Consider the following 25,026-nt stretch of genomic DNA (forward strand, 5'->3'; position numbering starts at 1 on the left):
CCACAGGCGAAAAGAGAGAAACGCGGGCTTACTGGCCCGCGTTTTCCATTTTCGGCTCGGTCTCCGGGGCGAGCGCAGCTTGCGTCACGGTATCAAGTGCGAGCGCCGAGACCGGGGTGAGCGTCACCTTGTCCTGCGCGTCTACATACCAATCCTCGATCCCCTGGAACGACTCCGGCCAAGCGGACAGCATTACCACCACCGAGCCATTGCGCTCTGCTTCGAAATCGGCGCGCGCCAGCATCCGCGAGATCACGGCAGCCTTCTCGCGCCCGTCATCGATCACGCGCCAGACCTGCGCACGTGGCAGATCGGCGGAGATCGCGATCTGGTTGGCGCTGTCGAACCCCTTCTTCTGCGTGACCACGCCCAGCCCGCTGCGCCCGAGCGCCGAGACCATCTGACGCGCGAGCGGACGGTTGTTCTGGAACTGCGGCTCCGGCGGCTCCACGACGGCGACGGCCTCGGGGATCACGTGACGCCACGCCTCGAGCGCCACCTCGACATCCTCGGGGGCGGCATTGGCGGGCAGACCCGACGCAAGGATCGCGACCTCGAACCCCGCCGCGCGGAAGACTTTGGCATCTTCGGCAGCGCCGTCCCGGGTTGGATCGATCGCGATGGTCATCGGCAGATCGCTCGCCGTGATCGTCGCCGGATCGAGCCCGCCCTTCGCCACGCCCGGATCGATCAGAACCAGCGAAATCTCCGGCTTGTCGCCGGCTGGCGCGGGGGCTGCGAATTTCTCGATCGGGCTCAGGTCAGCCGCATCGACCTGCGCGGTCCCCGGCGCATCCTGCGCGCCGCCGCCGTCAGGTCCGTCCCCGAGGGAGGGCGGCGCCGAAGGCGTCACCTGCGGCAAGCGATCCACCACGACGCCGGGCGCTGATTTGAACCCGCTCGCGGGCTTGCCCGGCATCGAGGGCGCATCCTGCAACGAGAAGATGCGCGGCTTGGTCGGCACCGCATCCCCGCCTTGCGGGAGGGCGCGCCCGGCGGGCAGGTCCGGGCTTGCCGATGGGTCGGTCGAAATCTCGGGTTTATCCGCCTGCGCGGTGTCGATCCCCTCCCCTTCGGACGGCAACCGATCAGGTGCGGGGATGTCCGCCAAGGACGGAGCCGTTTGGGGCTCCGCTTTGGGGGGCGTCAGTTTGGCCGCGGGCAGTGCGGGCATATCGGTCGCGACGACAGCCGTATTCCCCTGATCGGTGGGCGCCGTTGCTTTCTCGGGCGCTTTCGGCGGCTGCAAGCTCACCTCCGGCAAGGCGGGCATCTCGGCTGCGGGCGCATTTTCTGCAGTCATATCCGGCTGCGCCTCGCGGGCGGCGGGCGTCGTCGCAGGTGTGTCCACTGTCGGCGCGCTCATCGCCGACGCGACATTCGGGGCTTCCGGCGATGTCTCGCGCGCAGGCGCGGGCTCGATCACCGGCGCAACCTCGGGTGCGGTGTCGGGCGCAGGCGCACCTTGCAGAGCGGAAGGCGGGGCGCTGTCCGGTTGCGCGCCCGCCTCCGGCGCGACCGGCGCGGCGAGCGCGACCGTCTCGCCTTGCGCTTCGGGACGCGGCTCGGCCATGTCGGTCGACATCTCGGGGCGCGCGGCGCTTTGGATTTCGTCGGCACTGGGCGGCGTGAGGCTTGGCTGCGGCTCGGACACGCGGGGCGCCCGGGTCGGTGCCGAGAGCGGCGCCCCGTCCGGGGTCGGCATCGCGGGCGTTCGATCGGTCGCCGGGCGCGAGAAATCGGAGCCCGCGGGCAAGTCCACATTCGCGGGTTCTTCAGGCGTCGGGCTTCCGGCGAGCTTGATCTCCGCGCCGGGCTCTTTCGGGGCCGGGAAGATCAACGACATCACCGCCGTGCCGAAAACCGCGACCAGCAGACCGGCCAGCCCGCCCTTCATCACAGATCGCATCATTGCCTGCCTCCATCTTCACCGCTCTTGATACGCGGCTTTTCCCGGGGACTGCCCTTGACCCCGGCCCTTCGCTGATAGCATCTATAGCCCGACCCGATCCCCGGTTCACCCCCCTTGATAGGCGCATCCGCGCCTGACCGCATCGGGGACGCCGGGGGCCAACAAACGAAAGGGCCCGGCCATGCTGCTGCTCATCGATAATTATGACAGCTTCACCTACAATTTGGTGCACTATTTTGGCGAGCTGGGCGCCGATGTGAAGGTCTGGCGTAACGACGCGCTGAACGTTCAGGACGCGATGGGCATGGGTGCCGAGGCGATCGTACTCTCGCCCGGGCCTTGCGATCCCGATCAAGCCGGCATCTGCCTGCCGCTGGTGATGGCCGCGGCCGAGGCCAAGCTACCGCTGTTCGGCGTCTGTCTGGGGCATCAGACCATCGGTCAGGCCTTCGGCGGGAAAGTCGTGCGCGCCTCCGAGATCGTGCATGGCAAGATGGGCGAGATTCGCCACGAGGGCAAAGGCTGCTTCAAGGGCCTGCCCTCTCCGCTGAAAGCCACGCGCTACCACTCGCTGATCGTGGAGCGCGAGAGCCTGCCCGACTGCCTCGAGATCACCGCCGAGCTGGATGACGGCACGATCATGGGGCTGCGCCATCGCGAGTTGCCGATCGAGGGCGTGCAGTTCCACCCGGAATCTATCGCCTCCGAGCATGGCCACGCGATGCTGAAGAATTTCCTGACAGAGGCAGGCGTCAGCCTGAAGGTGCCCGCATGAGCCAGCCCATGAGCGAAGCGATGAAGCCGCTGATCTACTCGGCCTCCGAAGGGCCGCTGAGCCGCGCGCAGGCGGAGATGGCCTTCGAAATCCTGTTCAACGGCGAAGCTTCTCCCGCGCAGGTCGGCGGCTTGTTGATGGCGCTGAGGGCGCGCGGGGAATCCGTGTCGGAATATGCCGCTGCCGCCGCAGCGATGCGCGCGAAATGCGTGCCGGTCAAAGCCCCCGAAGGCGCAATCGACATCGTCGGGACCGGCGGCGACGGGATGCACACGCTCAACATCTCGACGGCTGCGGCCTTCGTCGTGGCGGGCGCGGGCGTTCCGGTCGCAAAGCATGGCAACCGCGCGGCCTCGTCGAAATCGGGCACGGCGGATGTGCAGTCCGAGCTCGGCATTGACGTGATGGCGGGGCCGGAGGCGACAGAGCGCGGTCTGGCCGAGGCGAATATCGGCTTCATGATGGCGCAGATCCACCACCCCGCGATGCGTCATGTCGGGTCGGTGCGTCAGGAGTTGGGCTGCAAGACGATCTTCAACATCCTCGGCCCGCTGACCAACCCCGCAGGCGTGAAGCGACAGCTGACCGGGGCCTTCGCGCCCGACCTGATCTTCCCGATGGCCGAGACGTTGCAGATGCTCGGCTCCGAGAAGGCATGGCTTGTCCATGGCTCGGACGGCACCGACGAGATCACCATCTGCGGCACGACCGAAGTCGCCGCGCTGGAAAACGGCCGGATCGAGTCGATCCAGATCCACCCCGAGGATGCCGGGTTGCCCGTCCATCGCTTCCGCGATCTGATCGGCGGCACCGCAGCCGAGAACGCCGCCGCCCTGCGCGCACTGCTCGAGGGTGAGCCCTCGGCCTATCGCGACGCGGTGATCTTCAACGCCGCCGCCGCGCTCGTCGTGGCCGACAAGGTCTCGGACCTGAAATCCGGGGCGGAAATGGCGGCCGAGAGCATCGACAGCGGAAAGGCCAAGACCGCTCTGGAAACGCTGGCCCGCATCACGCAGGAGGTCGCCGGATGAGCACGATCCTCGACAAGATCAAGGCCTACAAGCTTGAAGAGATCAAAGCGGCCAAAGCCGCCCGCCCGCTGAGCGAGGTTGAAGCTCAGGCCAAGGCGCAGGCGCCCACGCGCGGTTTTGCCAACGCCCTGACCGCGAAGGCGGAAACGGGCTACGGGCTGATCGCCGAGATCAAGAAGGCCTCGCCCTCGAAAGGGCTGATCCGCCCCGATTTCGACCCGCCCGCGCTGGCCAAAGCCTATGAGCAAGGCGGTGCTGCCTGCCTATCGGTGCTGACCGATACGCCGTCTTTTCAGGGCGCGCCGGAATTCCTGTCGGCGGCGCGCGCGGCCTGCTCGCTGCCCGCGCTGCGCAAGGATTTCCTCTATGACACCTATCAGGTCGCGGAGGCCCGCGCCTGGGGCGCCGATTGCATCCTGATCATCATGGCTTCGGTCGAGGATGATCTGGCGGCTGAGCTGGAAGACGCAGCCTTTGGTTGGGGCATGGATGTGCTGGTCGAAGTGCATGACATGGAAGAGACCGAGCGCGCGCTCAAACACTTGAAGTCGCCGCTTCTGGGCGTGAACAACCGCAACCTGAAGACCTTCGAGGTCACGCTCGACGTGACCCGCGAACTTGCACCGAGCATCCTCGCCGAGGGCCGCGATCTGGTCTGCGAAAGCGGCATCTTCACCCGCGACGACATGGCCGCGATGGCCGAGGTCGGCGCGCGCCGCTTCCTGATCGGTGAAAGCCTGATGCGGCAGGACGATGTCGCGGGCGCCACCCGGACGCTTCTGGAGGTCGCATGAGCCTGTCGCATTTCGACAAGGACGGTCAGGCCCATATGGTCGACGTCTCCGACAAGGACGTGACCGACCGCATCGCCGTGGCCGAGGGGCGCGTGGTAATGCTGCCCGAGACGCTGGATTATGTCCTGAAGGGCACCGCGAAGAAGGGCGACGTTCTGGGCATCGCGCGGATCGCGGGCATCATGGCCGCGAAGAAGACCTCCGATCTGATCCCGCTCTGTCACCCGCTGCCGATCACCAAGGTCACGCTCGATCTGGAACCCGACGAGGCGCTGCCTGGTGTGCGCATCCGCGCCACCGTGAAAACCTCGGGGCAGACCGGCGTCGAGATGGAGGCGCTGACCGCCGTGTCGGCGGCGGCGCTGACGGTCTATGACATGCTCAAGGCGGTCGAGAAATCCATGCAGATCGAGGGTATCCGCGTCGTGCTGAAAGACGGCGGGAAGTCCGGCAAATACGAGGCTGAAGGGAGCGCAACATGAGCCTGTTGCCCGTCGAAGAAGCGCTTGAAAAGGTTCTGACGCTGGTCGAACCGCTGGGTACCGAACGCGTGAGCCTGCGTCATGCGCTTGGTCGTGTGATGGCGGAGCCCGCGACCGCGCAATTGACCCAGCCGCCCTTCTCGGGCTCGGCGATGGATGGCTACTGGCTCGACGTGGCCGACCACCTGCCCGGCGCGACGCTCACCGTCGAGGGCGAGGCCGCCGCGGGTCGCGGCTATGAGGGTCAGCCAAAGCCCGGCCAGGCGGTACGCATTTTCACCGGCGCGCCAGTGCCGGGGCCGAATGGCGTGGTCGTGCTGCAGGAGAACGTGACGCGCGAAGGCGACACGATCACGCTGCCGCAAGAGCTTGATAGCAATACCAATATCCGGCCGAAGGGTCAGGATTTCGCGCAAGGCGAGAGCTTCTGCCCCGACCGCCCGCTGACCGCGCGCGACCTCGGGCTGCTGGCGGCGATGAACGTGCCCGCCGTCACCGTGCGCCGCCGCCCCATCGTCGCGATCATCGCGACTGGCGACGAGTTGGTGATGCCGGGCGAAGAGCCGGGGCCGGACCAGATCATCTGCTCCAACAGCTTCATCGTCGCGGCATTGGCCGAGCGCATGGGCGCAGAAGCGCGCATGCTGCCGATCGCTCGCGACGACCGCGACAGTCTGCGCACCGTGTTCGACCTCGCGAAGGGCGCCGATATGGTGGTGACCTCCGGTGGCGCCTCGGTCGGCGCGCATGATCTTGTGGGCGACGTGGCCGAGGAACTGGGGCTCGAACGCAGCTTCTGGAAGATCGCGATGCGCCCGGGCAAGCCCTTGATGGCGGGCCGGATGGGCGAGGCCGCGATGCTGGGCCTTCCGGGCAACCCGGTCTCGGCAACGGTCTGTGCCGAACTGTTCCTGCGCCCGATGCTGCGCAAGCTTTCGGGCCTGTCGCCCGAAACTCGCGTGAAACAGGCAATCCTCGCGACCGATACCGGCCCCACCGGTCCGCGCACGCATTACATGCGCGCCACGCTCGTGCCCGGCGATCCCCTGCCCCGCGTCACGCCCTTCGACAACCAGGACTCCGCGATGCTGAGCCTCCTGTCGCAGGCCGATTGCCTGCTGATCCGCCCCATCGGCGACGGGCCGCGCAAGGCGGGCGAGACGGTCGAGATCCTGCCGCTCGACTGAGCCGCGCCCGCCTCGGCCGTTGACAGCCCCCGTGAACAAGGGTAGAACAATCCTTGAACATGTGCCTTGACCGGGGAACGGAGGGTCGCGGATGCTGACGCGCAAGCAACTGGAATTGCTGGAATTCATTCAGAAACGGATGATGAAGGACGGTGTTCCGCCCTCTTTCGACGAGATGAAGGACGCGCTGGACCTGCGCTCCAAGTCCGGTATCCACCGGCTGATCACCGCATTGGAAGAACGCGGCTTCATCCGCCGTCTCGCTCACCGGGCCCGCGCGATCGAGATCGTGAAACTGCCCGAGGCGCTCGAGAAGAAATTCGGCGCGCCCGCGACCGAGGATACAAGAAGCTTCGCGCCCAAAGTGATCGAGGGGGACAAGGCCGATCCGCCGCGCGGCGCGATGCCGGTTGACGTGATCCACGCGCTGGAACTGCCGGTGATGGGCCGGATCGCCGCCGGTGTCCCGATAGAGGCGATTTCGGAGGTTTCGCATCACGTTGCCGTTCCGGGCTCGATGCTGAGCGGACGCGGAGAGCATTACGCGCTCGAGGTCAAAGGCGACTCGATGATCGAGGCCGGGATCAACGATGGCGACGTCGTGGTGATCCGAGAACAGGGCACGGCGGATAACGGCGATATCGTGGTCGCCTTGGTCGAAGGCCATGAGGCCACGCTGAAGCGTTTCTACCGTCGCAGCGGAATGATCGCGCTGGAGGCCGCTAACCCGGCCTATGAGACGCGGCTGCTGCGCGACGATCAGGTGAAGGTGCAGGGTCGGCTCGTCGGGCTGATCCGCAGCTACTGACATCCATTGAGTTTCTGGAAAAGGGCGTCCTGCGGGGCGCTCTTTTTCATTTGCTGCGCCGGTGGCAGAGGGCGGAGCCTCCGGCGGGCATTTTTGCGAAGAGCGAAGGTCAGGGGCGCGTCCAGAGACGGCGACCCTTGACTTGCGCGGTCGTCGTGATTTCCCCGGCTGCACTGATCGCGACCGCGCCGGTTCCGCGCTGGCGCTGCGCGTCCCACAGATCGCAAGGGCCTATGGCGCTGTCGAATTTGGCGGAAGTTACGACAATTCCGCCTTTGGCGCAGACCGCAGGCAGCGCGTCTTGCACGGCTTTTCCCGTGAAATGGGCAAGCTGCGCCCCGCGAAACCGCGCAATCCGCGCGCCGCGCGGCCCGGAGAATGCAGGCCGCGCGGCCGCCACCTCCAGCGTCGCCGCGTCGCCATCCGCCGCAAGCCAGCGGTCCGAGATGAACCCCGCGCCGGGTTTCGACAGAGCCCGGCCTAGCGGCGTCATCACCCCGACCTGCCGGCCCTCGGGTGCGATCAGAAGTGCAGGTCGCTCGTCGTCGGCGCGCAGCCAAAACACGCAAGCCGTGGCAATCAGGCCGATGCTCGCTGTCCGTCCCGCGCCGCGGGTCAGGATCAGCCCCAAGGCTCCAAGCGCGATCAGCGGCAGCACGCAAGGCCCCGGTTGAACGATGGCGAGAACGGAGCCATCGAGGTCGCTGACCCATCGCGCGACGCGCAATATCCACGCCGTACCCTGCCCCACCGCCCAAAGCGCGGGGCCGCTCAGACCGAAGGGGGCCAGCAGCGCCGCGAGGACCCCCATCGGCATGATCACCAGCCCCATTGCCGGCACCGCGAACAGGTTCGCCAGAACCCCGTATTCCGACAGCCGGTGGAACTGCGCGGCCACGATCGGCGCCGTAGCAGCGCCAGCGATGAGCGAGGTCGCGACCAGCATCAGCGCGGGCCGCAGAAGCCGCGGCAGGTAGCGCGCGGCGCGGGTCCACGGCCCGAGCATCACGATCAGCGCGGTCGTCGCCGCGAAGGACATCTGGAAGCCGGGCGCGGTCAGGCTCTCTGGTTGCCAGATCAGCAAGAGCGTGGCGGCGAGTGCAACGGTGCGCAGGCTCAGCGCACGACGGTCGGCGAGCACGGCGAGGAGCATGATCGACACCATGATCCAGGCGCGCTGGGTCGAGACCGCAGGCCCCGCGAGCCACAGATAGGCGCTGGCCGCGATCAGCGCAGCAATGGCGGCCAATTTCTTCGTGGGCCAGATCAGCGCGGGTCGGCCTGCCAGCGCCAGCCCGTAGCGCACGAGTCCAAAGACGAAACCCGCGAGGATTCCCATATGCAGCCCCGAGATCGCGATCAGATGCGCGAGGCCGGAGCGGCGCATAGCCTCGCGCGTGGCCTCGCTCAGACCCGAGCGGTCGCCGGTCATCAGCGCCGCCGCGACCGCGCCGGGCTGGCCCGCGATCCGCGACTGGATCGCCGTAGAGAGCCGCATCCGCGCGCGATGCGCCGCCATCGCCCAATCACCGGGATCGGGCGGCGCGACCCGCATCACCGGCGCGCGGGTATAGCCGATCGCGCCGAGGCGATCGAACCAGGCGGTGCGGCGGAAATCGTAGTCCCGGGGCGCGGCTGGCGGCGGCGGGGGCGAGAGATTCGCCGTGAGCATGACCTGCGCGCCGGGTTCCGGGGTGAACTCGCTCTGATCGCCATGCAGCGTGACCCGGACCCGCGCGGGCGTATTTCCGGGGGCGACCCGGTCGATCCGCACCTGATCCAGCGTCAGCCGGATCAGGTCCGAGCGCGCGCGGTCGATCTTAACGATCCGCCCGGCGACGGGGCCGTAATAGCGGAATTGCAGCACCGGCGCTGCGACGAGATGGGCGCGTAGCCCCGCCAGCAGCAGGCCCAGAGCCGCGAGGGCAATGAGTGCCGCCGGCAGCCGAAACCATACCGCGCCGCGCAGCCAAAGCGTCAGAGAGATCGCGCAGATCGCGAGCGCGGTCAGGTAGATAAGCCAGCCCGGCTCCACCTTGAGCGTGAAATACGCACCGACCCCGCCCCCGAGCGCCACCGGCATCCACAGGAAAAGCTGCGCCCGCGCCCGCGCCAAGGCACCAAGCGGATCGGAGAGACCAGCGAAAAGCGCCGCGATCAGACGAGAGCTGCGGCCCGCGCCCTTTGCGCCCTCCGGCAGCGCCCAGTCGCCCGGTTCCGCATTGATCGCCATGCTTGTCCTCGGCCCCGTCCCTGCTTATGCATCGAGCCGAGAAAGCCTATGCGCTTGATGGTTTCCGAAAGGTAAAGGCGGGCCGGTGAGAGCCCGCGAAGAAAGGCTCCGACATGTCCGACCAGATTGTCACCCGTTTCGCCCCCTCGCCCACCGGCTATCTGCATATCGGCGGTGCGCGCACGGCGCTGTTCAACTGGCTCTATGCACGCGGGCGCGGCGGTAAATTCCTGCTGCGTATCGAGGATACCGACCGTGAACGCTCGACCCCGGAGGCGACGGCGGCGATCCTGCAGGGGCTCGAATGGCTGGGGCTCGACTATGACGGCGAGGTGGTGAGCCAAGCCGCGGGCGCGGCCCGCCACGCCGAGGTCGCCCATAAGATGCTGGAGAAAGGCCACGCCTACAAATGTTTCTCCACGCAGGAAGAGATCGCGGCCTTCCGCGAGGACCCGGCGAACAAGGGCCAGATGTTCCCCTCGCCGTGGCGCGACGCCGATCCCGCGACCCATCCGGACGCGCCCTACGTGATCCGGTTGAAAGCCCCTCGCGAGGGCACGACCGTGATCCAGGACGCGGTGCAGGGCGAAGTGACGATCCGCAACGATCAGCTCGATGACATGATTTGTTTACGTTCGGATGGCACACCGACCTACATGCTGGCCGTTGTCGTCGATGACCATGATATGGGCGTGACCCATGTGATCCGCGGGGACGACCATCTCGTCAATGCCGCGCGGCAGATGCTGGTCTATCGCGCGATGGATTGGGACGTGCCGACCTTCGCGCATATCCCGCTGATTCACGGCCCCGACGGCAAGAAGCTGTCGAAGCGCCACGGCGCGGTGGGCCTCGAGCAGTATCAGGCGATGGGCTACCCGGCGACGGGCATGCGCAACTACCTCGCGCGGCTCGGCTGGAGCCATGGCGACGACGAATTCTTCACCGACGAACAGGCGAAGGAATGGTTCGACATCACCGGCATCAACAAGGCGCCGGCGCGGCTCGATTTCAAGAAGCTCGAGAATATCTGCGGCCAGCATATCGCGGTCACCGACGAGGCCGAATTGCTGCGCGAAATCGAAGGTTATCTCGCAGCTGCAGAAAAACCGTCGCTGGATGACGCACAGAAATCTGCGCTTATGCGCACGCTTCCCGTGGTAAAGGGATCAGCGAAACTTCTGTCGCAACTCCTTGAAAAGGCGCATTTCTCTCTGACGCAGCGCCCGATCGAGATCGAAGAGAAAGCGGCCAAGGCACTGGATGATGTATCCCGTGGTATACTGAGTGAATTGACCTTTGCGCTGCAACGCGCTAATTGGTCGCGGGAAGACCTGGAAGCCGCTGTCGGACAGGTTGCCGAAGCGCATGGGCTTGGCCTTGGGAAGGTCGCAGCTCCGATGCGGGCGGCCTTGGCGGGACGTGCGGCAACCCCCAGCGTATTCGATATGATGCTCGTTTTGGGCCGGGAGGAGACTCTGGCTCGACTCGACGATCAGGCGGCCTGAGGCCTGGCCGCCCTCTCCGGACGACTGTCCGGACGCGATAGACCGGCGCGGCCCAGCCGGAGGATGAAAGGGAATTTACATGGCAGACAACTCGAAGACCGCCACGCTCTCGCTTGACGGACAAACCTATGAGCTTCCCGTGCTCTCGCCCTCGGCTGGTCCCGACGTGCTCGATATCCGCAAGCTCTATGGCCAAGCCGACGTCTTCACCTACGATCCGGGCTTCACCTCGACCGCAGCCTGCGAATCCAAGATCACCTTCATCGACGGTGCCAAGGGTGAGCTGCTGTATCGTGGCTATCCGATCGACCAACTCGCGTCGAAGTCGCATTACCTCGAAGTGTGCTACCTGCTGCTCTACGGGGAACTGCCGACCAAGGCGCAGATGGAAGATTTCGAGTTCCGCGTGACGCGTCACACGATGATCCACGAGCAGATGAAGCAGTTCTTCCAGGGCTTCCGCCGTGACAGCCACCCGATGGCGACCATGGTCGGCGTCGTGGGCGCGCTGTCTGCCTTCTATCACGACAGCCTCGACATCTCGGACCCGTGGCAACGCGAAGTCGCCTCGATCCGCCTGATCGCGAAACTGCCGACGATCGCCGCGATGGCCTACAAGTATTCGATCGGTCAGCCCTTCGTCTATCCGAAGAACGAGCTGAGCTACGCCGAGAACTTCCTGCACATGTGCTTCTCGGTCCCGGCCGAAGACTACAAGATCGAGCCTGCGCTGGCCCGTGCGATGGACCGGATTTTCACGCTCCATGCCGATCACGAGCAGAACGCCTCGACCTCGACCGTGCGTCTGGCGGGCTCCTCGGGCGCGAACCCGTTCGCCTGTATCGCGGCCGGCATCGCCTGCCTCTGGGGCCCCGCCCACGGCGGCGCCAACCAAGCCTGCCTCGAGATGCTGCGCGAAATCGGCACCGTCGACCAGATCCCGGAATACATCAAGCGCGCCAAGGACAAGGACGATCCCTTCCGCCTGATGGGCTTCGGTCACCGCGTCTACAAGAACTTCGACCCGCGCGCGAAGGTCATGAAGGAATCGGCGGACGAGGTGCTAGACCTGCTCGGCATCCACGACAACGAGACGCTTCAGGTCGCCAAGGAACTGGAGAAGATCGCTCTGGAGGACGAATATTTCGTCTCCAAGAAGCTCTATCCGAACGTCGACTTCTACTCGGGCATCATCCTCGAGGCGATGGGCTTCCCGACCTCGATGTTCACCCCGATCTTCGCGCTGTCGCGCACCGTCGGCTGGATCTCGCAGTGGAAAGAGATGATCGAGGATCCGACCGGCAAGATCGGTCGCCCGCGTCAGCTCTATACCGGCGCGACCTACCGCGATTACGTCGATCTCGAGAAGCGCTGAGCATAGACCAGATCATTGCGGGCCGGAGGGGAAACCTTCCGGCCCGTTTTCCATTCTGCTACCCCGGTGACAGGGGACGGCGCCCCGCTTGGCTGCGCCGGCCTCCCCCGGGATAATTACGAAAGAGCGAAGACATAGCTGACCGTCTGACATACCGCCCGCATCATTTCCTCTGCTCGCTCGGGTTCGTGGGGAAGGGATATTCGGATGCCTTCACTGCGAACATGACCGATATCGTCGAGGGGCGACTGCGGCGTGCGGAAGGCGCGGCGGTGGAGATCGAAGTGGTGGGCGCGGCCGATGACATCTGCGGTCCCTGCCCGTCGCGGCGCGGGTCCGGTTGCACCGGGCAGGCGAAGATCGACCGGTTGGATGCAGCCCATGCGGAGGCATTGGGAATTGCGCCGGGCGATGTGCTCAGCTGGGGCGAGGCGCTGGAGCGGATGGCCGCCCTGCCCGCCGATGTCCACCAGACGATCTGCGCCGACTGCCAATGGCTGAGCGAGGGCATGTGCGAAGCCGCTCTCGCTCGGCTTCAGGGCAAAGCGTAACGCCATTCCCAGCCGGGGGGCAGCGCTTCGATTTCGAGGCAGGGTCCCGCCGCGTCTGCGCGGCGCCGACCAGCTACCCGCGACGGCGAGTGGCGCAGCCGCCATTGCGCAGCATTGCTAAGCGGGCCGACTCGCCCGCGCGCAAATTCGCAAATCATCGGGAGAGGCTCGGATCGTGCATCTGACGCTTGCGCGAAGGCGGGCGTGGTGGCAAGAAACGCGCCATGAGCACGGATCAGACCCAAGACCCTTCGCAGGGCAAGAAACTGGCGCTAGTCACCGGCGCTTCGCGTGGCCTCGGCGGGGCGATTGCAGAGGCCTTGGCCGAAGACGGCTGGCATATCATGGCCGTCGCGCGGACCACCGGCGCGCTGGAAGAACTCGACGACCGGATTCAGGCGAAGGGCGGGACCGCTTCGCTCGGCCCGCTGGACGTGACCGACCCCGATCAGATGGCGCATCTCGCGCAGTCGATCGGCGCGCGCTGGGGCGGGCTCGATCTCTGGGTGCATACCGCGATCCATGCCGCGCCGCTCTCGCCGACGGGGCATATCGACGCCAAGGAACTGGCCAATTCGGTCAAGGTGAACGTGACCGCGACCGCGCAGCTGATCGGGCTGATCGAGCCGCTGCTGCTCGCCCGCCAAGGCACCGCGCTGGCCTTCGACGATCCGCGTGCGGGCCAGAAATTCTTCGGCATCTACGGGGCGACGAAAGCGGCACAGATGGCGATGCTGCGCTCGTGGCAGGCGGAGACCGTCAAGATCGGGCCGCGCGTGGTCATCGCCGAGCCTGCGCCGATGGCGACCGCCTTGCGCGGGCGGTTCTTCCCCGGCGAGGATCGCGACGCTCTCGCCGATCGCCATGCCGAAGCACGGCGTATCCTCGACACGCTCTGACGCCCCGGCCAAACGCCGCGGACCGCTTGGCCTGCGGCGCTTTGGCGACACATCCAGGCTGTTGCCTGCCCCCGCTTTACCCTTCATCCACTGCAAGGTAAGCATCGGGTGACGCGACGGGGAACTGGGGGCAACATGCGTATTCTCATCACCAATGACGACGGCATCGACGCGCCGGGTCTGGCCGTTCTTCTCGAGATCGCCGAAGAACTCGCAGGTCCCGATGGCGAGGTCTGGACGGTCGCGCCCGCCTTCGAGCAATCGGGCGTGGGCCATTGCATCTCCTACACCCGGCCGATGATGATCTCGAAGCTGGCCGAGCGCCGTTTCGCAGCCGAAGGCAGCCCCGCCGACTGCGTGATGGCCGGGCTTTACGACGTGCTGGAAGGGCAGCGGCCCGATCTGGTACTCTCGGGCGTGAACCGGGGCAACAACTCCGCCGACAACGCGCTCTATTCCGGCACGTTGGGCGGCGCGATGGAGGCGGCGCTGCAAGGGGTGCCCGCGATTGCCCTGTCTCAATTCATCGGCCCCGAGGTCTTCAATGCCCCCGACATGTTCGAGGCGGCGCGGGTGCATGGCGCGGGGCTCGTGCGCAAGCTCCTCGATCAGGGCATCTGGGACGATGGCGATTACCGGGTGTTCTACAATGTCAATTTCCCGCCGGTGCTGGCAGCCGACGTCAAGGGCCACAAGGTCGCCGCCCAAGGCTTCCGCAAGGATTGCTTCTTCTCGACCGAGGCGCACCACGCGCCCTCGGGGCGGCGCTTCCTGTGGATCAAGGGTGGCCCGCAGCATACGCCGACGCAGCCGGGCACCGATGCCGCCGTCAACCTCGACGGCTATATCTCGGTCACGCCGATGCGCGCCGATCTGACGGCGCATGACGTGATCGCCGATCTGGAGGCCCGTCTGGGATGAGCGAGGATGCGGAAGAGGATCTGGCCGAGCGCAAGATGCGGTTCCTCTTCGCACTGCGCTCCAAGGGCGTGACCGACGCGCGCACGCTGCACGCGATGGAGGGGATCGACCGCGGCCAGTTTGTGCGCGGTATCTTCGCCGATCGTGCCTATGAGGACATGCCCCTGCCGATCGCCTGCGGACAGACCATCTCGCAACCTTCGATCGTGGGGCTGATGACCCAGGCTGCGGATGTCGGCTCGCGCGATACCGTGCTCGAGATCGGCACCGGATCGGGTTATCAGGCAGCCATCCTGAGTCAGCTCGCCCGACGGGTCTACACGGTGGATCGCCACAAGCGCCTCGTGCGCGAGGCCGAGGGCGTCTTCACGGCGCTGCGGCTCACCAATATCGTTGCGATTTCCGGCGACGGCTCGCATGGGCTGCCCGATCAGGCGCCCTTTGATCGAATCATCGTGACTGCCGCCGCGGAAGACCCTCCCGGGCCGCTCTTGGCCCAGCTGAAGATCGGGGGTATCATGGTTCTGCCCGTGGGCCAGTCGGACACGGTGCAAAGCCTGATACGGGTGCGCCGGCTCGAGACGGGCTTCGATTACGAAGAATTGCGTCCGGTGCGCTTCGTCCCCCTTGTAGAGGGCGTGGCAAACGACTGAGTGGCAGGCAAGAACGGACCCCGTAGAGGTCTGAGAGACAGTGAGGACGAGCGGATGGCAACGAAGAATTCCCGGCTGCGGCTGATCCTGGCAGGTGGAGTCGCGCTGACGGCGCTGGCCGCCTGTAACCCGAACGGGTTCGATCTGGACATGCGCGGCTACGGCAATGGCGGGCTCGACACGAGCGCGGCTGCCCGGCAGGCCGTACAGGATCGCCCGCGCCCGAATGCGCAGGGCATCATCACCTACCCGAATTATCAGGTCGTCGTGGCGCGCCGCGGCGATACGGTCAACTCCGTCGCACAACGCATCGGCACCGATCCCGGCGCGCTAGCCCGCTATAACGCGGTCGCGCCCGACGCGGTGCTGAACGCGGGCGAAGTGCTGGCCCTGCCCAACAAGGTCGCGACGACAGCCGGCACCGCGGCGCCGGGCAATTCCAGTGCACTGACCTCGGAGACGATCGACATCACCTCGCTCGCGTCGAACGCGATCGACAAGGCGCAGGCGAACCAGCCCGCGAAGGCGACCCCGGCTTCGGCCCCGGTCTCCACAACCAGCCCCGAGCCGATCCGCCACAAGGTCGCGCGTGGCGAGACCGCCTACTCCATCGCGCGCTACTATTCGGTGCCGGTGAAGGCACTGGCCGAATGGAACGGGCTACCCAACGATCTGCGCGTGCGTGAAGGTCAGATGCTGATCATCCCGGTCGCCTCCGGCCGCCAACCTCCGAAGGTCGAGACCGCTACGGCTACGACGGCGCCCGGCACCGGCTCGCCGACCCCGGTGCCGCCCTCCGCGGCAGAGCCCCTGCCCGACAAGACGCCGCCGAAAGCCTCCGAGCCGGTCAAGACGCAGACCCCGGACATGAGCACCGATCGCACCAAGGCGTCGGACACGTCGAAGATGATGATGCCGGTTCCCGGCTCGATCATCCGCCCCTACAAGAAGGGCAAGAACGACGGTGTCGATATCTCCGCGTCGGCCGGAACTGCGGTCAAAGCCGCCGAGAGCGGCACCGTACTGCTGATCAGCCAGGACACCGACGATGTCGCCTTCCTCGCGATCAAGCATCCCGACAATCTGGTGACGGTCTATTACAACGTGACCGGCATCACGGTGAAGAAAGGCGCGAGCGTCAAGCGCGGCCAGACCATCGCGAAGGTCGCGTCCGGCGATCAGGGCTATCTGCATTTCGAGGTCCGCAAGGGCATCGATTCCGTCGATCCGATGCCGTACCTCAACTGATCTTGCGCGGCGGGCCGGAGATATTCCGGTCTGCCCGCGCCCCTTCCCTCCTAGCCCGCAACAGGCGCGAGCAGCAGACAGCTCTCGCTGTTGAGCACCCCCGGAATTTCCCGAATATCGCGCAAGGCCCGGTCGAACTCGCCCAGAGTCTCGGCCCGGATTTCCGCCACCAGATCCCAGTTTCCATTGGTCGCGAAAACCGTCGTGACCTCCGGGATCCGGTGCAGCGCCCGGATCACAGCGCGCGACATCTTGCCCTGTAACTCGACCAGCGTGATCGCACGCACCTGCCCCTCGACATCGGTCTCGGTCTCGATGGTAAAGCGCCGGATCTGCCCCGAAGCCACCAGCGCCTCCAGCCGGGCGCGTGCTGTGGTGCGCGACACCCCCACCTGCAGCGCAAGATCAGTCACCGAGAGCCGCGCGTCCGCCCGCAATGCGGTCAGGATCGCGCGGTCCGTATCGTCGAGCTGCATCGCCCCTCCGTTTTGATCAATCAATTAGCCAAACTGATCAAATTTAGTTCCGATTTGCGCAAATTGACAAGCGAAACCTCTGCGCCATTTCGTCAGACTGAGTCCAACAAGGGAGATCACGATGACACGCACAGTATCGATTCTGGGCGCGCCTATTCAAACTGGCGCTTCGCAACCCGGCTGCATCATGGGACCGGCCAGCCTGCGCATCGCCGGGCTGGGCGACATCCTGACCGAGCTGGGCTGGGAGGTGAACGATCTGGGCGACCTGTCGATCCCGGCGCAAGACCCTGTGCCGCACAAGAACCCCGCGATCCACGATCTGGCCGAGACCCGCGCCTGGATCGAGGCGTTGTCGGACGCAGCCTTCGACGCCGCGCAGAAGCACGACCGCCCGATCTTCATCGGTGGCGACCACGCGCTGGCTGCCGGCACGCTGAGCGGGCTGGCGCGTCATGCGAAAACCCAGGATCGCCCGCTTTTCGTTCTGTGGCTCGACGCCCACCCGGACCTGCACACGCTGGAAACCACGACCAGCGGCAACCTGCATGGCACGCCCGTGGCCTACGTCACGGGACAGCCGGATTTCGAGGCCTTCCCGCCGCTGGAAGCCAGCATCGATCCCAAGAACTTCTGCATGATGGGCATCCGCTCTGTCGATCCGGCAGAGCGCGAGCGCATCAAGCAGATCGGCTTGGAAGTCCATGACATGCGCGCCATCGACGAGACCGGCGTGCTGGCTCCGCTGCGCGCCTTCCTTGACCGCGTGCGCGAAGCCAACGGCCTTCTGCATGTCAGCTTCGACGTCGATTTCCTGGACCCCGGGATCGCGCCCGCCGTGGGCACGACCGTGCCGGGCGGCGCCACGTTCCGCGAGGCGCATCTGATCATGGAAGAGGTCGGCGACAGCGACCTCGTCACTTCGCTCGACATTGTCGAGCTTAACCCCTTCCTCGACGAACGCGGCCGCACGGCGAAACTGCTTTGCGACCTCGCGGCCAGCCTCTTCGGCCGCCGCGTTCTTGACCGCATGACACGGAGTTTTTGATGGACAAGTCCCCGCTCGCCCCCTCCGAACTGGCCTTCGTGCCCTTCGTTTCCGTCGCCAACATGATGAAGCTGGTGAACGAGATCGGCCCCGAACAGGTGATGCGCGACCTCGCCGCCTATATCGAAGAGGATTTCCGCCGCTGGCCGGATTTCGACAAGACGCCGCGCGTCGCGAGCCATTCTGCGGAGGGCGTGATCGAGTTGATGCCGACCGCGGATAGCGAAAATTACGGTTTCAAATACGTCAACGGGCACCCCAAGAACGGCCGCACCGGGCACCAGACCGTGACGGCGTTTGGCGTGCTGTCCTCGGTCGCTACGGGCTATCCGCTGCTGATGACCGAGATGACGATACTGACCGCACTGCGCACCGCCGCCACCTCGGCGCTGGTGGGCAAATACCTCGCCCCGAAAGGCGCGACGGTGATGGGCATGATCGGCAATGGCGCGCAATGCGAGTTTCAGGCGCTGGCCTTCCGCGCGATCTGCGGTATCGACACATTGCGGCTTTACGACATCGACCCGAGCGCGACCGAGAAAGCCGCGAAGAACCTGATCGCGCAGGGGTTCAACGTCACCAAATGCCGCTCCGGCGAGGAAGCGGTCGAAGGCGCGCAGGTCATCACGACCTGCACCGCCGACAAGCAATATGCGACGATCTTGACCGACAACATGGTCGGCTCGGGCATCCACATCAACGCGATCGGCGGCGACTGCCCCGGCAAGACCGAACTGCATCGCGACATCCTCACCCGCTCGGAGATCTTTGTCGAATACCCGCCGCAGACCCGCATCGAGGGCGAGATTCAGGCGCTCGACGAGGATCACCCGGTGACCGAGTTGTGGAAGGTCATGCGCGGTGAGGCCGAGGGCCGCCGCGACGCGAAACAGATCACGCTGTTCGATAGCGTGGGCTTCGCGATCGAGGATTTCAGCGCGCTGCGCTACATCCATGACCGCGTAAAGGGTGGCGATTATGCGCAGATGCTCGATCTTATGGCAGACCCCGACGATCCGCGCGATTTGTTCGGGATGCTGACGCGGGCGGGCTGAGCCCGCTTGCGCTTGACGCGCGCGCGTGGCACCGAAAGCGAAACGCCCCTTTCAGACGAGAGCGCGACATGACCGACAAGACCCATCCCTATGCGGGCGACGGCAGACACACCGACAGCTACTACGCGGCTTCGGCCAACCCGGCCCCGCTCCGTCCGGAACTGGAAGGCGCGGTGGAGGCCGATATCTGCGTCGTGGGCGCGGGCTTTTCGGGCCTCGCGACCGCGCTGCATCTGGCCGAAAAGGGCTATAGCGTCACCGTCGTGGAAGGCGCACGCATCGGCTGGGGCGCTTCGGGCCGCAATGGCGGTCAGGTCGTCAACGGGCTGAACGCGAGCCTCGACGTGATCGAGAGCCGCTACGGACAGGACACCGCGAATTTCGTCGCCGGTCTGGTGATGGAAGGCGGCGACATCATCCGCGAGCGCGTCGCGACCTACGACATCCAATGCGACCTGAAGCCCGGCAACGTCTTCGCGGGGCTCACCGGCAAGCATATGCAGGAGCTGGAAGCGCGCTGGAAACTCTGGCGCAGCTACGGCATCGAAAGCCAGGAGATGCTGAGCCGCGAGCAGATGCGCGAGCACGCGGCTTCCGACCTCTATGCGGGCGGCATGATCGACCACAAGGGCGGCCATCTGCATCCGCTGAACCTCGCGCTTGGCGAGGCGGCAGCGGTCGAGAAAATGGGCGGCACGATCTACGAGATGTCCCCCGTCAATTTCGTCGACACCGAAGCCACGCGCCCGGTGATCAGGACCGCGAAGGGGCAGATCACCGCGAAGACGCTGGTTCTGTGCGGCAACGCCTATCTCGGCCATGTCGTGCCCACGCTGGAGCGCCGTGTGATGCCCGTCTCGACGCAGGTGATGGCGACCGAGCCGCTGGGCGAGGCCAAGGCACGCGAATTGATGCCGTCAGATGTCTGCATCGAGGACGTTCGCTACATCCTCGACTATTACCGCATGTCCGCCGACAACCGCCTGCTGTTTGGCGGCGGCACGGTCTATGGCGGGGCAGACCCGAAAGACATCAAGGCGAAGCTCTGGAAGAACCTCGAGAAAGTCTTCCCGCAGCTCAAAGGCACCAAGATCGACTACGCGTGGTCGGGCAATTTCGCGCTCTCGTTCAGCCGCGTGCCGCAGATGGGCCGGATCGGGCAGAACACCTATTTCGCGCATGGCTATTCCGGCCACGGCGTGACCGGCTCGCATACTTTCGGGCGCATCCTGTCGGAGGCGATCAACGGCGATCTGACCCGGTTCGATACGTTCGCGAAACTGCCGTGGATTCCGTTTCCCGGCGGGCGCACTTTCCGCGTGCCCTACTCCGTCGCGGGGTCGTGGTGGTATGCGCTGCGCGATCGGCTGGGGGTGTAAGCCCCCTACCCGCGCCTTGGACGATGCGGAGGGACGCGCTTACAGCGCGATCCCGCGCCGTCCGGCCAGATCGGTGAAATACTGCCATGCCACGCGGCCCGAACGCGCCCCGCGCGTGGCCTGCCATTCGATGGCCTCGGCGCGCAACTCCTCGTCGGAGATCTCTACGCCATAGCTGTCGCAATAGCCGCGGATCATCGTGAGATACTCGTCTTGGCTGCAGGGATGGAAGCCCAGCCACAGCCCGAACCGATCGGACAGCGAGACTTTCTCTTCCACCGCTTCGGAGGGGCTGATCGCAGTCGAACGCTCGTTCTCGATCATGTCGCGCGGCATCAGGTGACGCCGGTTCGACGTGGCATAGAGGATCACGTTCGCGGGCCGCCCCTCGATCCCGCCATCCAGCACCGCCTTGAGCGATTTGTAATGCTGGTCGTCATGACTGAACGACAGGTCGTCGCAGAACAGGATGAAGCGCATTTCCGGCGCGTCGCGCAGATGCGCGAGCAGACGCCCGACGGACGGCAGATCCTCGCGCGCAAGCTCCACCAGTTTGAGCGGCAGCCCCTCGGCCACTGCCGCCGCATGGGCCGCCTTCACGAGCGAGGATTTCCCCATCCCGCGCGCGCCCCAGAGAAGCGCATTATTCGCCGCCGCACCGCGCGCAAACTGCAGCGTGTTGGCCAGCAGCGTATCGCGCGAGCGGTCGATGCCGTGCAGCAGGCTCAGGTCGACGCGGTTCACCTGAGGCACGGGCTCCAGCCGATCCGGCGCGGTGTGCCAGATGAAGGCGCTGGCCGAGGCGAAATCCGGCGCGGGCTGTGGCGCGGGCGAGAGCCGCTCCAGTGCCGTGGCGATCCGGGTCAGCGTCGCGTCATTCATCCCTTGGTATCCTCGTCGTCTTCGTCTTCATCCCATTCGTCGGGATCGATCCAGGTGCCTTCGGCGCGCATTCGAGCTTCACGGGTCTTCTCGATCCGCTTCACGAGCTGGATGGATATCTCGTAGAGACCGTAGACCACCGAGAACAGGATGACCTGGGAAATCACGTCCGGAGGCGTCGCGATCGCGGCCACGACAAGGATCGCGACTACTGCGTATTTGCGCATATTCGCGAGGCCTTGCGAGGAGACCAGACCCGCCTTGCCCATCAGCGACAGAAGGACGGGCAGCTGGAAGCAGATCCCGAAGGCCATGACGAACTTGATCGTCAGGTTGAGATATTCCTGCACCGAGCCCTGGAAGCCGATGGCGGCCATCTCGTTCGCGCCGGACGTCGCGCCGATCTCGCCCTGCTGGAAGCCGAGGAAGAAGTTAAAGGCCAGCGGCAGGATGATGTAATAAGCGAACGCCGCGCCAAGAAAGAACATCACCGGCGAGGCGATCAGGAACGGCAGGAACGCGTTCTTCTCGTTGCGGTAAAGGCCCGGCGCCACGAAACGCCACATCTGGTAGGCGATAATCGGGAATGCCAGGGCGAAACCGCCGAGGAAGGAAATATTGATCGCGACGAAGAAACCTTCCTGCAGCTTGATCAGATAGAGGCCGCATTGCTCGCCGCGCGATTCCAGCGCCGAACAGACCGGCCGGGTCAGGAAGTTGAAGATCGGGTTCCAGACCGTGTAGCAGACCACCATCGCCGCGATGAATGCCCCCAGCGAATAGAGGATGCGCGTGCGCAGTTCCGCGAGGTGTTCGATCAGCGGGGCGGCGCTGTCCTCGATTTCGTCATGGTCGCTCATGCGTCACCCTTCTTCGCGGCGGGTTTCTTCGCCGCCGTCTTCTTGGCCGCCGGTTTGGCACCGGTTTTCGCGGCAGGTTTACTGCTCGACTTGGTCGCCGGCTTGGCGCTGGATTTCGCTGCGGTCGAAGCGCCCGTCTTCGCGCCAGTCTTGGCTGCGGTCTTCGACGCGGCTTTCTTCGCAGCGGGCTTGGCCGCCGGCTTGCTTGCCGTCTTGGAAGTCTCGGGTTTGGCCGTCTCGGCCGGGGTCGCCTCGGGTTGGGCAGCCTCGGGCTTGGGCGGCTCCGCCTCGGGATCGGGCTTGAGCGAGGTCCGCTCGGACCGGCCCGGCTCCCATTTCTCGAAAGCGTCGGTCGCCTTTTCCAGCGCGTCGAGCCCGAGCGACTTCTTCGAGGCCAGCGATTTCAGGTCGCGCACGGAGCCCGCGGCCTCGTCGAGCCCGGTATCCTTCGCCGCATCTTCCATCGCCCGCGAGAATTCGCGCGCCATCGACTTGGCCTTCGCGGTGATGCGGCCAAGCTGGTGGAACATCTTGGGCAGATCCTTCGGCCCCACGACGATCAGCGCCACGACGCCGATCAGCAGTAGCTCGCTCCAACCGATGTCTAACATGAGTGCTCAGGCCTCCGGCCAAATGAGGACGCAAAGGCAAACGGGCATCAGCCCGCAACCCCTAAAAGCGATCAGGCTCAGGCCTTGTCTTTTTCTTTCTGAACTTCGTCAGCCGGGGTCACGTCGCGTGCCTCGTCGACGGAGCCGTCTTCGATTTCCTTCGTGCCGTCGCTCACGCCTTTCTTGAAGGCGGTGATGCCTTTGCCGACTTCACCCATGAGCGAGGAAATCTTGCCGCGGCCGAAAAGAACCAGAACCACGACGGCGATCAGAAGCAGACCGGGAAGGCCGATATTGTTGAGCATTGTTGTCTCTCCTCTGGTCACGGGCCCGCCGCCCGCGCCTTATGTCGGTCCCGAGTTTTAGGATCATGCGGGCCTCAATCCTAGACCGATTCCGCCCAAACGGCGCTGTGAGGCGCAGATTACTGACAGTTCATTGTCAGTTGCCCCGCCCCGCGCTACCCTTCGCTTGACCTGACGGGAGAGACCCATGACCCGCGACGAGCGGCTGCAACAGATCATCGCCATCCTGCGCGACGGCAAGATGCACCGTGCCAGCGATCTGGCTGAGCGGCTGGGAGTCTCGGTCCGCACGATCTGGCGCGACATGGCGGAAATCTCGGCCTATGGCGTGCCGGTCGAGGGCGAACGCGGCGTCGGTTATATCCTGCGCCGGGCGGTTGGTTTGCCGCCTCTCGTGCTGACCCGCGAGGAGTTGGCCGCGCTCGATCATCTGCTCGATCTCGCCGAAGCGATGGAGGATCCGCGCCTTGCCGGAGGCGCCGCGAGCCTGGCCGCGAAAATCCGCGCCGCCCTGCCCTCCGCGCCGCCCGAGCCGTCTGCCGAAGACGCCGGGGAAGGGCTGGCGGGCGGTCGGGGATGAGGCTAGGCTCGACTGCGAAACTTGGAAGGGATGCCCCTGCGTGATCGGTGCCGAATACATCACTGCTTTCGTGACACTTTTCGTCATCATCGATCCGATCGGGCTGGCCCCGGTCTTCATCGCACTGACCTTGGGCGAAAGCCATCGCGCGCGACTGCGCATCGCCCTGCGTGCCCTCATCATAGCCGCCGTGCTGCTGACCTTGTTCGGCATCTTCGGCGACAAGATCCTCGCCGGGATCGGCATCTCCATGCCCGCATTCCGCATCGCGGGCGGGGTGCTGCTGTTCCTCACCGCGCTCGACATGCTGTTCGAACGCCGCACCAAACGCCGCGAGGCGCAGGGCGAGGAGCACGAGGCCGACCCCGAAACAGACCCTTCCGTATTCCCTCTGGCGACGCCGCTTCTCGCCGGGCCCGGCGCGATGGCGACGATGATCCTGCTGGCCGGCCGCGAGGGCGGCGACTGGCTGCATGTCGTGGTCATCATCGCGATGATGCTGCTGGTGCTTTGCTGCGTCTTCGTGATGTTCCTGCTCGCCACGCCGATCGAGCGCGCGCTAGGGCGCACCGGCACGATGGTCGTCACCCGGCTTCTGGGGATGCTGTTGGCGGCGCTGGCGATCCAGTTCATCCTCGACGGGCTGCATGGCGCGGGGCTGATGGGCGGGAGTCCGGTAAGCTGAGGCAATCCGCCCTCTGGGAAAGCCGCGCAGGCGATCCTATCTGAATTAGGTTGGTAGGGGTAACGAGGATCATGGTCGAGACGATCATCAGCGAGAATTGGGGACGGCTCGTCTATCTGGGCCTCCTGCTCGTCGCCGTGGGCGGGTATTTCCTGCTGGAAATCCGTCGCCGTCCGGGTCGTACGCTGCAACAGGCCGCGATCTGGGGGCTGATCTTTCTGGGTACGCTCGCCGCGGTCGGGCTTTGGACCGACATCCAGCGGCAGGTCTCGATCCCCGATCAGGCCGTGATGCGCGATGGCCGGATCGAAGTGCCGCAAGCACCCGACGGGCATTACTACCTCACCGCCGAGGTCAACGGCACGCCGGTCCGCTTCGTCGTCGATACCGGCGCGAGCCAGATCGTCCTGACCCAGCGCGCCGCCGAACGCGCGGGCATCAAGACCGCCGATCTCGCCTATATCGGGCAGGCGCGCACAGCCAACGGCATCGTCGCGACCGCGCCGGTGCGGCTGGAGCGCTTCGATTTGGGCCCGATCCACGACAGCAACCTGCGCGCCGTGGTCAATCGCGGATCGATGGACACGTCATTGCTGGGGATGACCTACCTCACCCGCTTCGCGAAAGTGGAATTCGCGCGGGGCACGCTGATCCTCGAACGCTAAGCGGACCCGGCCCTCAATCGCCGTGATCGTGCCTTTTTTGCGCCTCAATCTTTGTCGAGGGTCCCAAGGTGGCCGCCGTTCAGGCTCGGCTATCCAGGCTTCG

General features: G+C 65.6%; 26 protein-coding genes. 19 read left to right on the forward strand and 7 right to left on the reverse strand.

The features are described from left to right. Positions 1 to 28: 28 nt before the first annotated feature. Positions 29 to 1,912, reverse strand: coding sequence for a divergent polysaccharide deacetylase family protein (locus B6V72_RS14115; RefSeq protein ID WP_088735846.1), 1,884 nt, complete (start codon positions 1,910 to 1,912; stop codon positions 29 to 31). A gap of 181 nt (positions 1,913 to 2,093) precedes the next feature. Here B6V72_RS14115 and B6V72_RS14120 point away from each other — a divergent pair, with 181 nt between their 5' ends. From B6V72_RS14120 to lexA, 6 genes are all read left to right on the forward strand, one after another. Further along, entirely contained in the window at positions 2,094 to 2,687 is a 594-nt protein-coding gene (locus tag B6V72_RS14120; RefSeq protein ID WP_075775655.1) for an aminodeoxychorismate/anthranilate synthase component II, read from the forward strand. Between the two features lie 8 nt (positions 2,688 to 2,695). Further along, positions 2,696 to 3,718 carry an anthranilate phosphoribosyltransferase gene (gene trpD, locus B6V72_RS14125; protein WP_075775656.1) on the forward strand — a complete coding sequence of 341 codons (1,023 nt, stop codon included), beginning with the start codon at positions 2,696 to 2,698 and terminating at the stop codon, positions 3,716 to 3,718. Next, positions 3,715 to 4,512 (forward strand): indole-3-glycerol phosphate synthase TrpC, encoded by a 798-nt coding sequence (gene trpC / locus B6V72_RS14130; protein WP_078547770.1) that lies wholly within the window; start codon positions 3,715 to 3,717, stop codon positions 4,510 to 4,512. The genes trpD and trpC overlap by 4 nt, the downstream gene beginning before the upstream one ends. Next, positions 4,509 to 4,994 (forward strand): cyclic pyranopterin monophosphate synthase MoaC, encoded by a 486-nt coding sequence (gene moaC, locus B6V72_RS14135; RefSeq protein ID WP_075775658.1) that lies wholly within the window; start codon positions 4,509 to 4,511, stop codon positions 4,992 to 4,994. Before trpC ends, moaC begins: the two co-directional genes overlap by 4 nt. Before the next feature lie 2 nt (positions 4,995 to 4,996). After that, the gene (gene glp / locus B6V72_RS14140) at positions 4,997 to 6,181 is read left to right on the forward strand and encodes a gephyrin-like molybdotransferase Glp (RefSeq protein ID WP_088735901.1); all 1,185 of its coding nucleotides are present in this window, start codon (positions 4,997 to 4,999) and stop codon (positions 6,179 to 6,181) included. Positions 6,182 to 6,272: 91 nt separating this feature from the next. After that, a complete protein-coding gene (lexA, locus tag B6V72_RS14145; RefSeq protein ID WP_088735847.1) occupies positions 6,273 to 6,989 on the forward strand; it encodes a transcriptional repressor LexA in 717 nt (238 codons plus the stop codon). A gap of 109 nt (positions 6,990 to 7,098) precedes the next feature. Here lexA and B6V72_RS14150 read toward each other — a convergent pair whose 3' ends face one another. Further along, positions 7,099 to 9,222, reverse strand: a complete 2,124-nt coding sequence (locus tag B6V72_RS14150; protein WP_088735848.1) for a ComEC/Rec2 family competence protein — start codon at positions 9,220 to 9,222, stop codon at positions 7,099 to 7,101. A 113-nt stretch (positions 9,223 to 9,335) separates the two neighbouring features. On the opposite strand from B6V72_RS14150, the gene gltX reads away from it, so the two are divergent. The 7 genes from gltX (at position 9,336) to B6V72_RS14185 (ending at position 16,377) form a co-directional block, all read left to right on the forward strand. After that, entirely contained in the window at positions 9,336 to 10,730 is a 1,395-nt protein-coding gene (gene gltX / locus B6V72_RS14155; protein WP_088735849.1) for a glutamate--tRNA ligase, read from the forward strand. A gap of 79 nt (positions 10,731 to 10,809) precedes the next feature. Continuing rightward, positions 10,810 to 12,105, forward strand: a complete 1,296-nt coding sequence (gene gltA, locus B6V72_RS14160; RefSeq protein WP_075775661.1) for a citrate synthase — start codon at positions 10,810 to 10,812, stop codon at positions 12,103 to 12,105. 188 nt (positions 12,106 to 12,293) lie between these two features. Next, positions 12,294 to 12,656 (forward strand): DUF1284 domain-containing protein, encoded by a 363-nt coding sequence (locus B6V72_RS14165; RefSeq protein WP_276206174.1) that lies wholly within the window; start codon positions 12,294 to 12,296, stop codon positions 12,654 to 12,656. Between the two features lie 224 nt (positions 12,657 to 12,880). Beyond that, on the forward strand, positions 12,881 to 13,555 hold the full coding sequence (locus tag B6V72_RS14170; RefSeq protein WP_088720175.1) for an SDR family oxidoreductase: 675 nt from the start codon (positions 12,881 to 12,883) through the stop codon (positions 13,553 to 13,555). A gap of 135 nt (positions 13,556 to 13,690) precedes the next feature. Further along, the gene (surE, locus tag B6V72_RS14175; RefSeq protein ID WP_088720174.1) at positions 13,691 to 14,476 is read left to right on the forward strand and encodes a 5'/3'-nucleotidase SurE; all 786 of its coding nucleotides are present in this window, start codon (positions 13,691 to 13,693) and stop codon (positions 14,474 to 14,476) included. Then, positions 14,473 to 15,129, forward strand: a complete 657-nt coding sequence (locus B6V72_RS14180) for a protein-L-isoaspartate(D-aspartate) O-methyltransferase (protein ID WP_075775665.1) — start codon at positions 14,473 to 14,475, stop codon at positions 15,127 to 15,129. Before surE ends, B6V72_RS14180 begins: the two co-directional genes overlap by 4 nt. Positions 15,130 to 15,183: 54 nt before the next feature. Further along, a complete protein-coding gene (locus tag B6V72_RS14185; RefSeq protein ID WP_075775666.1) occupies positions 15,184 to 16,377 on the forward strand; it encodes a LysM peptidoglycan-binding domain-containing M23 family metallopeptidase in 1,194 nt (397 codons plus the stop codon). A 50-nt stretch (positions 16,378 to 16,427) separates the two neighbouring features. Here B6V72_RS14185 and B6V72_RS14190 read toward each other — a convergent pair whose 3' ends face one another. Next, entirely contained in the window at positions 16,428 to 16,853 is a 426-nt protein-coding gene (locus B6V72_RS14190) for an Lrp/AsnC family transcriptional regulator (protein WP_075775667.1), read from the reverse strand. 121 nt (positions 16,854 to 16,974) lie between these two features. Between B6V72_RS14190 and rocF the strand changes: the two genes are divergently transcribed. From rocF to B6V72_RS14205, 3 genes are all read left to right on the forward strand, one after another. Next, complete coding sequence (rocF, locus tag B6V72_RS14195) at positions 16,975 to 17,901, forward strand: arginase (RefSeq protein WP_088720172.1); 927 nt, start codon at positions 16,975 to 16,977, stop codon at positions 17,899 to 17,901. Continuing rightward, positions 17,901 to 18,956, forward strand: coding sequence for an ornithine cyclodeaminase (locus B6V72_RS14200; protein ID WP_088722554.1), 1,056 nt, complete (start codon positions 17,901 to 17,903; stop codon positions 18,954 to 18,956). Before rocF ends, B6V72_RS14200 begins: the two co-directional genes overlap by 1 nt. A gap of 68 nt (positions 18,957 to 19,024) precedes the next feature. Further along, positions 19,025 to 20,335, forward strand: a complete 1,311-nt coding sequence (locus B6V72_RS14205; RefSeq protein WP_088735851.1) for an FAD-binding oxidoreductase — start codon at positions 19,025 to 19,027, stop codon at positions 20,333 to 20,335. A 39-nt stretch (positions 20,336 to 20,374) separates the two neighbouring features. On the opposite strand, the gene B6V72_RS14210 is transcribed toward B6V72_RS14205, so the two are convergent. From B6V72_RS14210 to B6V72_RS14225, 4 genes are all read right to left on the reverse strand, one after another. Then, positions 20,375 to 21,217, reverse strand: coding sequence for an ATP-binding protein (locus B6V72_RS14210; protein WP_075775671.1), 843 nt, complete (start codon positions 21,215 to 21,217; stop codon positions 20,375 to 20,377). Next, the gene (gene tatC / locus B6V72_RS14215; protein WP_075775672.1) at positions 21,214 to 22,077 is read right to left on the reverse strand and encodes a twin-arginine translocase subunit TatC; all 864 of its coding nucleotides are present in this window, start codon (positions 22,075 to 22,077) and stop codon (positions 21,214 to 21,216) included. Before tatC ends, B6V72_RS14210 begins: the two co-directional genes overlap by 4 nt. Beyond that, positions 22,074 to 22,688, reverse strand: a complete 615-nt coding sequence (gene tatB, locus B6V72_RS14220; RefSeq protein ID WP_088727732.1) for a Sec-independent protein translocase protein TatB — start codon at positions 22,686 to 22,688, stop codon at positions 22,074 to 22,076. The genes tatC and tatB overlap by 4 nt, the downstream gene beginning before the upstream one ends. 77 nt (positions 22,689 to 22,765) lie before the next feature. Next, on the reverse strand, positions 22,766 to 22,993 hold the full coding sequence (locus B6V72_RS14225) for a twin-arginine translocase TatA/TatE family subunit (RefSeq protein WP_075775674.1): 228 nt from the start codon (positions 22,991 to 22,993) through the stop codon (positions 22,766 to 22,768). 187 nt (positions 22,994 to 23,180) lie between these two features. Here B6V72_RS14225 and B6V72_RS14230 point away from each other — a divergent pair, with 187 nt between their 5' ends. The 3 genes from B6V72_RS14230 to B6V72_RS14240 all read left to right on the forward strand — a co-directional run bounded on the left by B6V72_RS14230 (position 23,181) and on the right by B6V72_RS14240 (position 24,923). After that, complete coding sequence (locus B6V72_RS14230; protein WP_075775675.1) at positions 23,181 to 23,573, forward strand: HTH domain-containing protein; 393 nt, start codon at positions 23,181 to 23,183, stop codon at positions 23,571 to 23,573. A 40-nt stretch (positions 23,574 to 23,613) separates the two neighbouring features. Continuing rightward, complete coding sequence (locus B6V72_RS14235) at positions 23,614 to 24,258, forward strand: MarC family protein (RefSeq protein WP_075775676.1); 645 nt, start codon at positions 23,614 to 23,616, stop codon at positions 24,256 to 24,258. Between the two features lie 71 nt (positions 24,259 to 24,329). Continuing rightward, entirely contained in the window at positions 24,330 to 24,923 is a 594-nt protein-coding gene (locus tag B6V72_RS14240; protein WP_088735852.1) for a TIGR02281 family clan AA aspartic protease, read from the forward strand. Positions 24,924 to 25,026 lie beyond the last annotated feature (103 nt).

This window comes from Thioclava sp. F34-6, from assembly GCF_002213235.1.
GTDB classification, from domain to species: domain Bacteria; phylum Pseudomonadota; class Alphaproteobacteria; order Rhodobacterales; family Rhodobacteraceae; genus Thioclava; species Thioclava nitratireducens.